General features: G+C 58.1%; 12 protein-coding genes. 3 read left to right on the top strand and 9 right to left on the bottom strand.

The features are described 5' to 3' along the window. Nucleotides 1-702: aminotransferase class V-fold PLP-dependent enzyme (locus tag ACXAET_RS00005; protein ID WP_475179181.1), on the bottom strand; the 702-nt coding region annotated here is incomplete at its 3' end. Nucleotides 703-890: 188 nt separating this feature from the next. On the opposite strand from ACXAET_RS00005, the gene ACXAET_RS00010 reads away from it, so the two are divergent. Continuing rightward, nucleotides 891-1,718, top strand: coding sequence for an IclR family transcriptional regulator (locus tag ACXAET_RS00010; RefSeq protein ID WP_475179185.1), 828 nt, complete (start codon nucleotides 891-893; stop codon nucleotides 1,716-1,718). A 3-nt stretch (nucleotides 1,719-1,721) separates the two neighbouring features. On the opposite strand, the gene ACXAET_RS00015 is transcribed toward ACXAET_RS00010, so the two are convergent. Together ACXAET_RS00015 and putA are read right to left on the bottom strand one after the other, a co-directional pair. Next, nucleotides 1,722-2,465 (bottom strand): rhomboid family intramembrane serine protease, encoded by a 744-nt coding sequence (locus ACXAET_RS00015; protein WP_475179189.1) that lies wholly within the window; start codon nucleotides 2,463-2,465, stop codon nucleotides 1,722-1,724. 42 nt (nucleotides 2,466-2,507) lie between these two features. Beyond that, the gene (gene putA, locus ACXAET_RS00020; RefSeq protein WP_475179193.1) at nucleotides 2,508-5,909 is read right to left on the bottom strand and encodes a bifunctional proline dehydrogenase/L-glutamate gamma-semialdehyde dehydrogenase PutA; all 3,402 of its coding nucleotides are present in this window, start codon (nucleotides 5,907-5,909) and stop codon (nucleotides 2,508-2,510) included. Between the two features lie 102 nt (nucleotides 5,910-6,011). On the opposite strand from putA, the gene ACXAET_RS00025 reads away from it, so the two are divergent. Further along, nucleotides 6,012-6,500: an Lrp/AsnC family transcriptional regulator gene (locus ACXAET_RS00025; protein ID WP_475179196.1), complete on the top strand. Its 489-nt coding sequence runs from the start codon at nucleotides 6,012-6,014 to the stop codon at nucleotides 6,498-6,500. Nucleotides 6,501-6,530: 30 nt separating this feature from the next. Further along, the gene (locus tag ACXAET_RS00030; RefSeq protein ID WP_475179199.1) at nucleotides 6,531-7,094 is read left to right on the top strand and encodes a tetratricopeptide repeat protein; all 564 of its coding nucleotides are present in this window, start codon (nucleotides 6,531-6,533) and stop codon (nucleotides 7,092-7,094) included. Nucleotides 7,095-7,138: 44 nt separating this feature from the next. Here ACXAET_RS00030 and ACXAET_RS00035 read toward each other — a convergent pair whose 3' ends face one another. From ACXAET_RS00035 to ACXAET_RS00060, 6 genes are all read right to left on the bottom strand, one after another. Next, nucleotides 7,139-9,028 (bottom strand): PhoX family protein, encoded by a 1,890-nt coding sequence (locus ACXAET_RS00035; protein WP_475179203.1) that lies wholly within the window; start codon nucleotides 9,026-9,028, stop codon nucleotides 7,139-7,141. Between the two features lie 208 nt (nucleotides 9,029-9,236). Further along, nucleotides 9,237-10,232 (bottom strand): ABC transporter ATP-binding protein, encoded by a 996-nt coding sequence (locus ACXAET_RS00040; RefSeq protein ID WP_475179206.1) that lies wholly within the window; start codon nucleotides 10,230-10,232, stop codon nucleotides 9,237-9,239. Beyond that, a complete protein-coding gene (locus tag ACXAET_RS00045; RefSeq protein ID WP_475179208.1) occupies nucleotides 10,229-11,263 on the bottom strand; it encodes a Gfo/Idh/MocA family protein in 1,035 nt (344 codons plus the stop codon). The genes ACXAET_RS00040 and ACXAET_RS00045 overlap by 4 nt, the downstream gene beginning before the upstream one ends. Beyond that, a complete protein-coding gene (locus ACXAET_RS00050) occupies nucleotides 11,260-12,099 on the bottom strand; it encodes a carbohydrate ABC transporter permease (RefSeq protein WP_475179212.1) in 840 nt (279 codons plus the stop codon). Before ACXAET_RS00050 ends, ACXAET_RS00045 begins: the two co-directional genes overlap by 4 nt. Nucleotides 12,100-12,109: 10 nt before the next feature. Beyond that, nucleotides 12,110-13,024 carry a carbohydrate ABC transporter permease gene (locus ACXAET_RS00055; protein ID WP_475179216.1) on the bottom strand — a complete coding sequence of 305 codons (915 nt, stop codon included), beginning with the start codon at nucleotides 13,022-13,024 and terminating at the stop codon, nucleotides 12,110-12,112. A 70-nt stretch (nucleotides 13,025-13,094) separates the two neighbouring features. Then, nucleotides 13,095-14,348, bottom strand: coding sequence for an ABC transporter substrate-binding protein (locus ACXAET_RS00060; RefSeq protein WP_475179218.1), 1,254 nt, complete (start codon nucleotides 14,346-14,348; stop codon nucleotides 13,095-13,097). Nucleotides 14,349-14,359: the final 11 nt, after the last annotated feature.

A 14,359-nucleotide genomic window follows, 5' to 3' on the forward strand; every position in this document is an offset into this window, starting at 1 on the left:
GTTCATCATGTCGCGAAAGTCAAAGAAAGTACGCGGCAGCTTGGCGGTCTCAATGGCCGCCAGCGCCTTGGGACTGGCGCATAAGATCGCCATGCCGGTTGCCAGCATGAAACCTTTCTGCGAACCCGACACCGCGATATCAACGCCCCAGTCATCGAAAGCAAACGGCATCGAGGCAAGCGAACTGACACAATCCACAAACAGCATCGCCGGATGGTCGCTGGCATCCAACGCCGTGCGCACTGCCGAAATATCCGAACGCACACCGGTTGCAGTCTCGTTATGTGTCACCAGAACCGCCCTGATCTGATGAGCTGTATCCGCAGCCAAAGCCTTGGCGAACTGATCCGCAGGGGCGCCGCTGCCCCAGGCGCATTCGATAATCCGCACATCGAGCCCATGCCGTTGGCACAAGTCAATCCAGCGATGGCTAAACATTCCGTAACGCGCCACCAGAACCGTATCACCGGGGCTGAGCGTATTGGTGACCGCAGCCTCCCATCCTCCGGTTCCACTGGCTGGAAAGGTTATGATCTGGCCAGAGGTCGTTCCAAATACCTTTTTGGTACCCTCAAGAACGGGTGCAAGAGTGTTCACAAAATCAGGCGCGCGGTGATCTTGCGTCTGGACCTGCATCGCCAAGCGCAGCCGATCCGGAATATTTGTAGGGCCGGGAATGAAAACCGGGTTCTGATTGGACATCACTACATCCTTTGCTTTGGCCTGAGTGTGAACAACTCGGTTCCCTTTTGCAATTTTCTTGAAAAATATTTTCATTTTTGGATTTTAAATGCTAGCGATATGATAAAAAGAAACTTTTTGTTTTTCACTTTCGCGGTGAAGATTAACGGTATGAATTTTCCTGCGGTGCAAAAAAGGAAAAGCCAAAGATGGAAAACCGGAAAAGACCGCGTGGCAGACCAAAATCGCTATTCAAGGAAAGCTCGGCCGGGACCATGCAGTCTCTGGATCGGGCGCTGAACGTTCTGACAACCTTGGCCCGGATGGAGCGGGCCGTGCTAAGCGATCTGGCCCGAGAGGTAGATGTTCCAACGGCCACCACGCACCGCATTCTGGCGACATTGCAAAAGCATAGTTTTGCCGCCTTTGATGATGACCGGCAGGAATGGATGATTGGGGTTGAGGCTTATCGCTCTGGTGCCTCGTTCCTGCGCAGAAACAGCGTGATTGAAGTTGGGCGTCCTATTCTGCGGCGATTGATGGAGGAGAGCGGAGAAACGGCAAATCTCGCCGTGCCGGATGGTGCCGAGGTTGTCTTCGTCGGGCAGGTCGAAACACCCAACCCGATCCGTGCGTTTTTTCCGCCTGGCGCACGGACACCGATGTATGCCTCTGGCACTGGCAAGGCGATCCTGTCCGCGATGAGCGATACAGCGTCAAGCAAGGTGATGTCGGCGGATGCCGAGCGTTTTACGTCATTTACGCTATTACCTGGTGAGGGGTTGCGGGCGGATCTGGCGAAAACGCGCGTGCGGGGTTGGTCGCATGACCATCAGGAACGGTACGAGGGGATGTCCTGTATCGGTGCCGCAATCTTCAATGACCGCGGTGAACCATGTGCGGGTGTTTCAGTGTCGGGTCCTTCTGTCCGGTTCAGCCAAGACCGCGCAGCGGGGCTGGGTGCCTTGGTCAGCCGTGCAGCGCAGGAGATCACAGAGCTAAGTGGTGGCCGATTGCCGGAAAGGTCTCAGCGTTAAGAGTTATTTGCGCGGGATTTTGGGTATGCGGGATTGTGTCAGCGGGTATTTGTGCTCGGGGTGGGGTGGATGGCCGTGGGTACGGCTCCAAAACCCCGGTCCGCCGCGTTTCAGCCAAAGGGGGATGCACAGCAGCAGACCCACAAAGAAACCACCCGTATGCGCCCAATAGGCGACCCCGCCCTCATCAGGGTTGCTGGCCAGGCTGCCAATGAACTGGATGCCAAGCCACAGGCCCAACATGATAAACGCCGGAATCGTGAAAATCCGAAAATACACGATCAGGATCAGCAAGACGTCCACGCGGGCCTTGGGGAAAAGCAGCAGATACCCTCCCATCACCCCCGCGATCGCACCGGATGCGCCAATGGTCGGCACGACGGAACCCGGCGCGGTGGCAATGTGGATCAGACCCGCGCCAATACCGGCGGCCATGTAGAACAACAAAAAGGGCAGGTGCCCCATCTCATCTTCAAGGTTGTCGCCGAAAATCCACAGAAACAGCATGTTACCCGCCAGATGCATCCATCCACCGTGAAGAAACATCGAGGTCACCAGAGTTTCGAAAGCGAAGCCGTCCGTAATTCGGGCTGGGATGATCGCATAGTCGAAATACAGCTGATTGATCAGTCGTGCGTTCTCCATGATCCCGACATAGCTGAAGAAAATCAGGATATTGGCGGCCATCAGCAGGTAGACGACATAGGGCGTGCGCCCCGAAGGGTTATGGTCACGGATCGGAAACATGGGGCGACGCTGGGCTTTTCCCGGCCCAGCGTCAAGGTCCTGTTACGCCGCACCGCCAAGCAGGGCCGCGTTTCCACCCGCAGCGGTAGTGTCAACGCAAACGTGACGCTCTCCGATAACGCGCGCGCGGTCGGGCTGACCGGGGATCAGCGGCAGAATTGGCCCCGTACGACGGGCTAGATGGCGTTCGATTTCACGCGCGGTATCTTCGTCCCCCCACCACAGAATGCCCGAGACTCCGGTGACGTTTTCCAACCTGTGCAGGTCGATCATGCCAGTTGCCCGGATGGCGGCGCCTCCTAAAGCTTCGACCGCTTTGGCCTGCGCCTGTGCAGCATCCGCACCCGGCCCCATACACAGAATCGGCGCGCGAGGGAATTCGCTGAGCCGGTTGGACTCGCCCGTTGGGCCGGGCAAGGATTGGGTGCGCACCGCAATGGCTCGTCCCTCAGGGGTGGGTAGCGTGCCCATCGTGCTGTCCCAATCTGTGGCGCTGTTTTGGCGATCCGGTTTGCAGAACCGTGTCATGTAATTTGGTCCGCCCGCCTTAGGGCCGGTGCCTGACAGACCCTCACCACCGAAGGGCTGCGATCCGACAATTGCACCAATCTGGTTGCGATTGACGTAAATGTTGCCCGCATGAACGGCCTCGGTGATGTGCTGTACACGGTCGTCGATGCGCGTGTGCAAGCCGAAGGTCAGCCCATAGCCGGTGGCGTTGATATCTGCGATGACCTGATCAATTTCAGATGCCTTGAACCGCGCAACATGCAGGACGGGGCCAAAGACTTCACGCTCCAACGCGGCAATGCCGGGGATTTCAATCAAGGTTGGCGCGATGAAAGTCCCCTCGGGCGGTGTATTCAGTTCTTTGAGGACCTGTCCCTTCGCCCGTGCCTGCGCAATGTGATCCGCAATACCCTGACGGGCATCCTCGTCAATCACCGGGCCGCAATCGGTTGACAAATGCCATGGGTCACCGACCGTCAGCGCCTCCATCGCGCCGGTCAGCATGGTCAGCAGGTCTTTGGCGATATCTTCCTGAACGTACAGGCACCGCAAGGCCGAGCATCGCTGCCCCGCCGACTGAAACGCGCTTTCGATGATGGCTTGCACAGCTTGCTCGGGCAGGGCGGTGCTATCCACGATCATTGCGTTCAACCCACCTGTTTCTGCGATCAAGGGCGTGCCCGGCCGCATATGTTCGGCCATCGCCGCTCGGATTTTCAGGGCGGTGGCGGTTGATCCGGTAAAGGCCACCCCTGAAACGCGCGGATCAGATGTCAGCGCGGCCCCGACCGACGGGCCACCGGGAAGCAGTTGCAGCGCGTCGCGCGGTACTCCGGCCTCGTGCATCAGTTGCACAGCCCGATGCGCGATCAGCGGCGTCTGCGGAGCAGGCTTGGCCAAAACCGCGTTGCCGGTCGCCAAGGCAGCCGAGATTTGGCCGGTGAAAATCGCCAGTGGGAAGTTCCATGGGCTGATGCAGGTAAAAGTGCCTGCCGGTTCAGCATCGGGGATATTTGCCGCGTAATAGCGCAGGAAGTCCACCGCCTCGCGCAGTTCAGCGACCGCATCGGGAACGGATTTACCCGCCTCACGGGCCAGAAGGGCAAATAGCTCTCCGAAATGGGCCTCATAGAGGTCGGCAGCCTTGTTCAAAATCCGTGCACGCTCGACCGCCGGGGATTGCCAGGGGCAAGCAGAGGCAAGAGCCAGCTCAACATCGCGCGCGCTGGCCGGGGCAACTGCGCCGGGTCGATCCAAGGGTTGCGCCGGATTCAGAATGGGTTGGTCAGCCTCTGGATGCGCCTTTTCGGACAATAGCGGTTGCGCGTGCCACTGATGCGCGCGAAACGCATCACGGGCGGCGTCGATCTTGTCAAGCGTGGGTGTGTGATGCAGGTCGAACCCCATGGAATTTGGCCGCTCGGGCTGAAACAATTCGGGGCCAGTTGGCAGGTGCGGTTTCGGCTTATGGATTGCGTCGAATGGATCTGCAGCCACCGTTTCCGGTGGCACATTCTCGTCCACAATTTGGTTCACGAAAGACGAGTTCGCGCCGTTCTCCAGTAAGCGTCGCACCAGATAGGCCAGAAGGTCCCGATGAGCGCCTACCGGTGCGTAGATACGGCAGCGGGTCTTGCTTTGATCCTTCACGATACGGTGCAAGGTCTCGCCCATCCCATGCAGGCGCTGAAATTCGAACGGTTGCCCGTCGGCCATATGCAAGATGGCACTGACTGTGTGGGCATTATGGGTCGCGAACTGGGGGTAGATTCGGTCGGTCATGCCCAACAGCTTGCGCGCATTGGCGATGTACGAGACATCGGTGACCGCCTTTTGTGTGAATACAGGAAAGCCATCGACGCCTTCGACTTGGGCGCGCTTGATCTCTGTATCCCAGTAAGCGCCCTTGACCAGCCGAACCATCAGTTGGCGATCATGCCGCTCGGCCATCTCGTACAGTGTATCAAGCACGATTCCGGCGCGCGGGCCATAGGCCTGAACCACGATCCCGAAACCGTGCCACCCGGCCAGCGCAGGTTCGGCCATGACCGCCTCGATCACCTGTAAGGACAGTGAAAGACGGTCGGCTTCTTCGGCGTCTACGTTCAGACCCATCCCGGCAGCCTTGGCCAGCAGGCACAGCGCGCGCAGCCGAGGGACCAACTCGTCCATCACCCGTTTTTCCTGCGCCAATTCATAGCGCGGATGCAGGGCCGACAATTTCACCGATATCCCCGGATTTGCGCGGATGTCGTCATGGGTGCAGGCGTCTGCAATCGCCGCAATCGCGCGCGAGTAAGACAGGTGATAGCGGGCCGCGTCGGCCTCGGTGCGCGCAGCTTCGCCCAGCATGTCGTAGGAATAGGTGTATCCCTTTGCCTCCATCCCGCGGGCGCGGTCCATCGCGGATTGGATAGATTCGCCGAGAACGAATTGCCGCCCCATTTCCTTCATCGCGCGGCCCACAGCGGTACGAATAACGGGCTCTCCCAGCCGTTTGATCGCCCCCCGCAGCGCGCTGACCGGAGAGGTTTTTCCCTCATCCAGAACTTTGCCCGTCAGCATCAGCGCCCAGGTCGATGCATTGACCAGCGAAGACGAGGAGCGGCCCAGATGTTTGCCCCAGTCCGACGGCGCGATTTTGTCCTCGATCAGCGCGTCGATCGTATCGGCGTCAGGCACGCGCAACAGCGCCTCGGCCAGACACATCAGCGCAACGCCCTCGTCGGTGGACAGGCCGTATTCCGCGAGAAACACCTCCATCATTCCGGGCGAGGTGCTTGAGCGGATGTCGCGCACCAACTGCGCTGCAGTTGCGCAGATGGCTGCGCGGTCGGCCTTGGACAGGTCGGTCTGCTTGATCAAATGGTCCAGAATGGCGGACTGATCGGCGTAGGTTTGTCTGTCGATATGCGTGCGCAGGCTGTGTGTCATGTATCCTCCGGGCTTTTGTAGAGTATACAGTCGATTTTTCAGGACAGTCGGTTTAAATCTCGATTCTGCCAGGCGATTGACCTGAAATTTTGAGGTGTGACAATGCAGATGAACCGTCTCGATCTGGATCGGTTTGACCGTTTGATCCTGAAGATTCTGGCCGAGGATGGGCGTATCTCGGTCGCCGATCTTGCCCGGCGCATCGGATTGTCGAAATCGCCAACTCAAGCACGGGTAAAAAGGCTTGAGTCCGAAGGGATCATCGCCGGTTACCGCGCTTTGCTGGATCCGATCCGCCTTGGGCTGGACCATGTTGCCTTTGTCGAGGTGCGCCTGACCGATACGCGCGAAAAGGCACTGGCCGAGTTCAATGCGGCGGTGCGCAAAGTGGCTGAGATTGAGCAAGCCCATATGATTGCGTCGAATTTCGACTATCTGCTGAAAATCCGAACAGGCTCGATGTCGGAATACCGCGCGGTTCTGGCCGAGAAAATCTCGTCCCTGCCGCATGTGGCCAATACCTCGACTTTCGTAGCCATGGAGGCTGTGAAAGAGACCGGCGTATCCGGAGCGATCGACGGGATGGGTTGACGAACAGTCCGGTGGCGCCATCATTGGATCATGAAACAGATCTCTTTCGTGTTTTTCCTGTTGACCGTTTCTGCGCCCGCGCACGCAGGGGACTGCCCGGCCGCGCCAGATCACAGCGCGGATGTCAGCGGCGTTATTTCGCAGATTCAGCAGGCCGAGACAGAACAAGCTGCCCGTACCCTGTCGGGTCGATTGTGGGAATTCTGGGTGGACGCGCCGGATGCGAGTTCACAACAGATGCTGGATCGGGGCATGGCGCGTCTAAGGGCTACGGACTTGTCGGGCGCGATTGAAGATTTCGACAAACTGATCGCCTACTGCCCCTCTTTTGCCGAAGGGTATAACCAGCGCGCCTTTGCGTATTACCTGGGTAAGAATTTCGACGCCGCATTGCCTGATCTGGACAAGGCGATCGAACTGTCACCAAACCATGTCGCCGCGATCAGCGGGCGTGCGTTGACCTTGTTGGGGTTGCAAAGATTGGATGAGGCGCGAGACACATTGAATCAAGCGCTGGAACTGAACCCGTGGCTCTCGGAACGCCATCTTCTAGGACCGGGCGGGCCGCTTGAGCCGCCGGGACAGGATATCTGAGAAAACGCCCCCGATCTGCAAGTCCGGGGGCGTTTTCATCTGGCTTACCCGACCAGACCGTTGTCAGAACGCTTGATCGCAATCACCGAGGATCGCGGCGTGCCGCCATCAGGCCAGTTGCTGCCTGGATGCTGGATGCCAACGAACATAGTGCGCAGGTCGGTAGACCAGGCCAGCCCAGTTACCTCACAACCTTTGGGGCCGGTCATGAAGCGCGCGATTTCGCCCGTCACCGGGTCCCCGACCAGCATTTGGTTGTTGCCGTGACCAGCGAAGTCTTCTTCGTTGTCATCGTTGCCGTCTGTCTGAATCCAGACTAGGCCGGTCGAGTCGATGGCCATGCCGTCAGGCGAGTTAAACAGGTTGCCTTCGTTGACATTTGCCGATCCAGCTTGTGCATCTGAATGCACCGCGGGGTTACCCGCCATGACATAAAGATCCCAGTCAAAGCCCTCAGAGGCATGGTCGTCATTCAACGGACGCCAGCGCACAATCTGGCCGTACTTGTTTGCCTCTCGTGGGTTGGGCCCGTTGACTGCCGTGTCGTCGCCACCGGCATTGGGCTTCACACCGCGGTTCTTGTTGTTGGTCAGGCAGCAATAAGCTTCGACCGCGACCGGGCTTGAAGCCACCCATTCGGGACGGTCCATCGTCGTTCCACCCGCAGCCGATGCAGCCATACGGGTGAAAATCAGAATCTCGGCCGCGTCCATACCGGTGGTTTCCGGCGTCAGGGGCAGCCATTCGCCGGTCCCGTCGTCATTGAACTTGGCGACATAGAGCGTCCCGTCGTTCAGCAAGCTCTCGGTCTCAGCACCCGGTTGATAGGTGTCGTTCGAGACAAATTTGTACAAGTATTCGCCGCGCTCATCGTCGCCCATGTAGACGACCACGCGACCGTCAGCGGCCAGTGTCACCTCGGCATTTTCGTGTTTGAAACGGCCCAGACCGGTGTGCTTGACCGGCGTGCTGTCCGGTTTCGTCGGGTCGATTTCCACGATCCAGCCCGCGCGGTGTGGCTCATTCGGGTTCTTCGACGTGTCAAAACGCGGATCGAACAGCTCGTAGTAATTCCAGCCTTCTGCTTTGATGCCATACCGCACGAAGCCCTCCGCAACTTTCGGGTCATAGCTGGCGGTTTCATCGGTCGAGCCGAAGTAGCCGTTAAAATTCTCTTCGCAGGTCAGATAGGTGCCCCACGGTGTCTTGCCCGAACCGCAGTTATTCATGGTACCCAGCGACGCGGTGCCGGTTGGATCGGCTTTGGTCTTCAGCAGATCATGCCCGGCTGCCGGGCCCACGATTTTCATCGGTGTGTTATGGTGGATACGGCGGTTGAAGGGGCTGTCTTTGACCACCGACCATCCGTCTGCACTTTCGGAGATTTCCATAACGGTCACGCCCTGAATGTTCTGGAGTTTCAGCACATCGTCGGCACTCGCCGGGACACCTTCCCGCGCGGCGGGCAAGTTGATGTCCAGGTTCGGATATTCATGGTTGATCGCAATCAGTTCATGACCCTTGAACGAGAATGTCTCCATTCCATCCGTGTTTTCACCAAAAACCATGTCGGAATTCTCGACCGGACCACCTTCCGTCACGTCATAGCCATCGGCCGCTGAGAACAGCGGGTCGCCCCAGCGCATCAGCATTTTCCACTCATACCCTTCGGGCACATGAACGGCACCGTCTGTCTGTGCTGGGATCGGAGTGAATGCAAACCGCGAGGCGCTGATGGCGTGGGCTGCGGTCGACCCCAAAAGGCCGGCACCCATGGCTGCGGCGCCCGACCCAAAGGCCAGCACGCCGCCCAAAAAACCTCGACGCGAGATGGCGCGTTCAACAACGCGGTCAAAGTCGTTTTCTTCGGGGCGGGGGAAATGCAGCTCGTCCCAGTCGTCGGCGGACATAGCGGTGAGATCAACGTTTTTCACGGATGGCTCCTGGCTGTCTGAAAAAAGATGAGACGGGCTTAGGGCGGGAGTGTGACGACTAGATTACAGTACTGTAAAAGATATGCTTAATGCTGTCGAAAACCAGAGTGCGGCGAAACGACACGACGAAGTACCCCTTTGGTAAAGGTCGGGGGTTGCAGTAAAGTTTTCAGAAAACGCCTTGCGAAAACCAAAACCCAACCGAAACTCAGACCAAACGTTGCCCTTCCATATCAAAACGATAGGCTTTGTCCGCAGCATAGGCAAAGCGCAGTTCCTGGCCTTCGGAAATTGAGTGCTGTCCAAACAAGCGTGCAGTCACAGCATGCTCGTTAACCTTTGCGATGACGTTTGTATCTCCGCCCAGTTTTTCCACGTGGCTGACCTGCGCAACCAGCGGCCCGTCATCGGACAAAAACAGGTCTTCGGGGCGGATGCCGATGGTGGTTTGACCACCGCCCTGCAATAGCCCCGCGGGCAGGAAGTTCATAGAAGGTGAGCCAAGAAACCCCGCGACGAATTGATTGGCGGGGTTGTTATAAAGCTCCATTGGGCTGCCGATCTGTTCAACCCGCCCATCGCGCAGCACGACGATCTTGTCGGCCAGCGTCATCGCTTCGGTCTGATCGTGGGTCACATAGATCATCGAGGCATCGAGTGCCCGGTGCAGATTTGCGATCTCGATCCGCGTGTTCATCCGCAGCGCCGCGTCCAGATTGGAAAGCGGCTCGTCAAACAAAAACAACTTGGGTTCGCGTACAATGGCCCGCCCAATAGCCACGCGCTGCCGCTGACCGCCGGACAGTTCAGACGGATAGCGATCCAGATAGGGTTCAAGGTTCAGCATGCGGCTGGCCTTGACCACGCGTTCCTCAATCACTGCTTTGGGCTGTCTTTCCTGCTTCAGGGCCAGCGTCATATTCCCGCGCACGCTGAGATGGGGGTAGAGCGCATAGCTTTGGAACACCATGGCGATCCCGCGTTTGGACGGCGGCACCAGATTGACCTGCTGTCCGTCAATGTTGATCTCGCCCGAGGACGCATCCTCAAGCCCCGCGATCACGCGCAACAAGGTGGACTTACCGCAGCCTGAAGGGCCAACAAAGACGACAAATTCGCCTTCTTCGACCTCAAGAGTGATGTCTTTCAAAACATGCACGTTTCCAAAGGACTTGTTCACGTTGGTCAGGGTCAAGGCAGTCATTTTGCGGGCTCCTCAAGGGAAACGGGCTGGCCGGTGCGGATGCTTTCATCCGCGGCCAAACAAATGGCGAGGGATTGGACGGCGTCATTCATATGGCGCGTCAGATCGATATCTTCGGCGATGGCGCGCAGCATATACGCCTGTTCAGCATCGCAGAGTTCCTGATGGCCGGGCTCATCCGGCATTTCGATGGTGCGGTCGCCCTGCGGGGTATGAACCAGCAAGCTGCCGACCTTGGTATGGCCGTCGATATCAGCCGACGCGCCCTTGTTCCCGTCCGTGATCGAAACCGAGCCATTGGGCGAGACGATGTCTTTCACGAAAAATGCGGTTTCTGAAATCATCGGACCCCAGCCCGCCTCGTACCAGCCGACTGAGCCGTCCTCGAAGATCACCTGAAACTGTCCATAATTGTACATGTCCGGGGCGATCTCATCAGACAGGCGAAGCCCCATCCCATGCACGCGGACGGGCTGCGCGTCTGTGATCTGGCACATCACATCAACATAGTGAACGCCGCAATCCACGATGGGTGAGGTCGTTTGCATGAGTGCCTTATGCGTTTCCCACTCCGCACCCGAGGATTGTTGGTTCAGGTTCAGGCGGAAAACATATGGTCCACCCAGATCGCGCGCCTCAGTAATCAGGCGCATCCATGAGGGGTGGTGGCGTAGGATATAGCCGACCACCAGCTTTCGATTCAGCCGTGTGGCGGTTTCCACCACGCGCCGCGCATCCGCCACGTTGGTCGCCAAGGGCTTTTCAACGAATACATGCGCGCCAGCCTCCATTGCGGCGCAAGCGTAGTCGGCGTGGCTGTCAGAATAGGTGGCGATCACGACCAGATCGGGGTTAGTCTCGGACAGCGCGACGCCGAAGTCTGCGAAGGCGCGATACCCTGCGAGGTCGGTGTGATCCACGCGGCCGGATCGGTTCACCAGCCCGACGATTTCTGCGTCCGGGTGGTTGTGATGGGCGAGGGCGTGGCTCAGCCCCATATTGCCGAGGCCAGCGATCAGAACTTTGGTCATTTGACAGCTCCTGACGTGATGCCTCGGATCAGTTGACGCGAGAAGATGACATAAAGGATAAGCACCGGCAGGATTGCCATAGACAGGGCAGACAGAACCGCGTTCCAGTCGGTGACGAACTGCCCGATAAAGACCTGGCTGCCCAGCGTCAGCGTCTTGGTTTCCTCGGCCGGGGCAAGGATCAGCGGGAACCACAGGTCATTCCAGATCGGGATCATGTTGAACACCGCCACAGTCGCCATCGCGGGCCGGACCAGAGGCAGCACCAGCCGGAAAAAGATCGTGTATTCCGACAGCCCGTCGATTCGGCCTGCATTCTTCAGATCGTCACTCACCTGCCGCATGAATTCGGACAGGATGAACACAGCCAGCGGCAACCCTTGCGCCGTGTACACAAAGATCAATGCCCAAAGCGTGTTCACCAACCCGGTCGCCACCATCATCTCAAGGATTGCGACGGTGCCGATGCGGATCGGAATCATGATCCCCAATGCAAGATAAAGGCCCATTACAAGGTTCCCCTTGAACCGATATTCCGACAAGGCATAGGCCGCCATGGCCCCGAACAGCAAAACAAAGAACAATGAGGCGACAGTAACGATCATTGAGTTCTGGAAATACAGGAAGAAATCCCCCTGTTTCATAACCGTCTCGTACCCGACCAGTGAGAAGCTGTCGGCGCTGGGTAAGGCCAAAGGCTCGCGAAAGATAGCACGGCGGGACTTGAAGCTGTTGATCAGGATGACGAAGACCGGGAACAGCGCGATCAGCGTGTACAGGATCAACGCTCCGTGCATCGCGGCGGTGTTCAGGGGGTTGTGGCGTGCTTTGTTCATCGCTGGACCCTCACAGTTGATAGCGGCGCATCCGGGTCTGGATGCCGAATAGGTAGATGCAGACACCGACCAGGATGATCGCGAACATGGCCCCTGCGATAGCTGACCCCATATGTGGATCACCCAGTTGCAACTGGAAGCCAAAGAACGTGCGATACATGAATGTGCCCAGAATATCGGTTGAAAAATCAGGCCCGGCCAGCGCGCCCTGCGCTGCATAGATCAGGTCGAACGCGTTGAAATTTCCTACGAAAGTCAGGATCGAAATGATTCCGATTGATGGAAGGATCAAAGGCAGCTTGATCCTCCAAAAGGCCGAAGCCCCGGTGATGCCGTCGATCTCTCCGGCCTCAAGGATTTCTTCGGGGATGGTCAGCAGCGCGGCATAGATCAGCATCATCGGTATCCCGACGAACTGCCATACCGAAATCAGCGCCAGCGTGGTCAGGGCGTATTCCTCTTTCCCCAGCCACGGCGTAAACAGGGATTTCAGACCGATCGCGTCCAGCATCGAAGGCGCGATGCCCCAGATCGGGGACAGGATCAGTTTCCATGCAAACCCTACAATCACAAAGCTCAGGATCGTGGGGATGAAAATTGCCGACCGATACAGCGCCGCAAACCGCAGGCGCGGGTGGCTGAGCAGTGCAGCCAACGCGATGCCGATGGGGTTCTGAACAAGCATGTGGATTAGGAAAAACCAGAAGTTGTTTCCCAGCGCGTTCCAGAACTGCTCGGACCAGATCGGGTCAAAAAACAACGTCTGAAAGTTTTGCAATCCGACGAACACCCGGCTCTGATCGACCTCGGTGTACAGCGCCAGCCGAAGCGTGTTGAACAGCGGGAAAATCATCACTGCGGTGTAGACAAGCACGGCAGGTGCAAGAAACACGACGATATGCCAGCGGAAGCGTGGGCGGTTCATGGGATCGCTTTCAATGGGGTGTCAGGAGTACCCGGGCGATCCGCGCCGCCCGGGTAGGTTGGGTCATGCGTTACTGGTGCGGCGCGTACCAGCTGGACAGGCCTTCCTGCAGCTCAGCACCCAGTTCCTCGGGCGACTTGGCACCTTTGATGGCTGCAACCGACGCGCCCCAGGTCTCATTCTCAAGGTTCGGGGTTCCGCGCGACAGGATTTGATAGGTCGAGCGGATGGTGGACTCACACTCGTTTCGCCAACCCGCGATTTCCTTGGCCAGTGGGTCCTGCAATTCGACCGGAGTGCTGGACAGCGGGAAAAAACCTGGCAGTGCATTGCCGAAAATCTCGGCAAATTCAGGGCTGGCAACCCAGGTCAGGAAAGTTTCAGCGGCCTCGGGGTGTTCTGTGGCTGCGTTCATTCCAATCCCGATATCGGTGTGATCCGAGATGTAGCACGTGTCTCCTGCACTGCGAACTGGCGGCTTGAAGGCGCCCATTTCGAAATCGGCCTGCGCGTTAAAGCCCGAAATCTCCCACGATCCGGCCGGATAAATGGCGGCGCGGCCAAGGGTGAAAATGTTTTGGCTGTCGGGGTAGGTCTGCGCCTCAAACCCATCACCCATATACTCTGCCCAGCGGGCAAGGGTTGCGAAAGGCGCTGTCCACGGCTCATCCGTTAGCTTTTGCTCACCGGCGATCAGGGCTTGTCTGCCTTCCTCACCCTTCCAGTAGTTCGGGCCGATGTTGTTGTAGCCCATCGTGGCGGCTTCCCACTGATCATTCGTACCCATGGCCAGCGGGATGTAGGTGCCGTCTTCTTTGATCTTCTCCAGCGCGGCAAAGAATTCGTCCTCGGTGGTTGGTACCTCGAGACCCAGCTCGGCAAAGGCCTCTTTGTTGTAGATGAAGCCGTGGATCACAGAGGCCATCGGAACGCAGAACGTGGCCGAGCCGTCATCCGTCTGCCAAGCCGACTTCGCAACGTCCGAAAAATTGCTCATCGCTTCGACCGAGGACAGATCGGACAAGTGGCCGGCCTCATACAGCGCCAGCGAAGCATCGAAGGGGCGGCAGGTGATCAGGTCGCCAGCCGAGCCAGCATCAAGCTTGGAATTGAGAACAGCGTTGTATTCTGCCGGGGCGGATGGCGTGAATTCAACCTTGATTCCGGGGTGCTGTGCTTCGAACGCCGGAATGATCTGTTCCTGCCACAGGGTCAGGTCATCATTTCGCCAGCTTTCGATCGTTAGCGTCACGTCTTCTGCATAAGCGGTTGTTGCCATCAGGGTCGTACCCAGCAAGGCCAGCTTCAGGTTTCTGTGTGTCATATCTTTCTCCC

This window comes from Ruegeria sp. AWH4_226, from assembly GCF_056159225.1.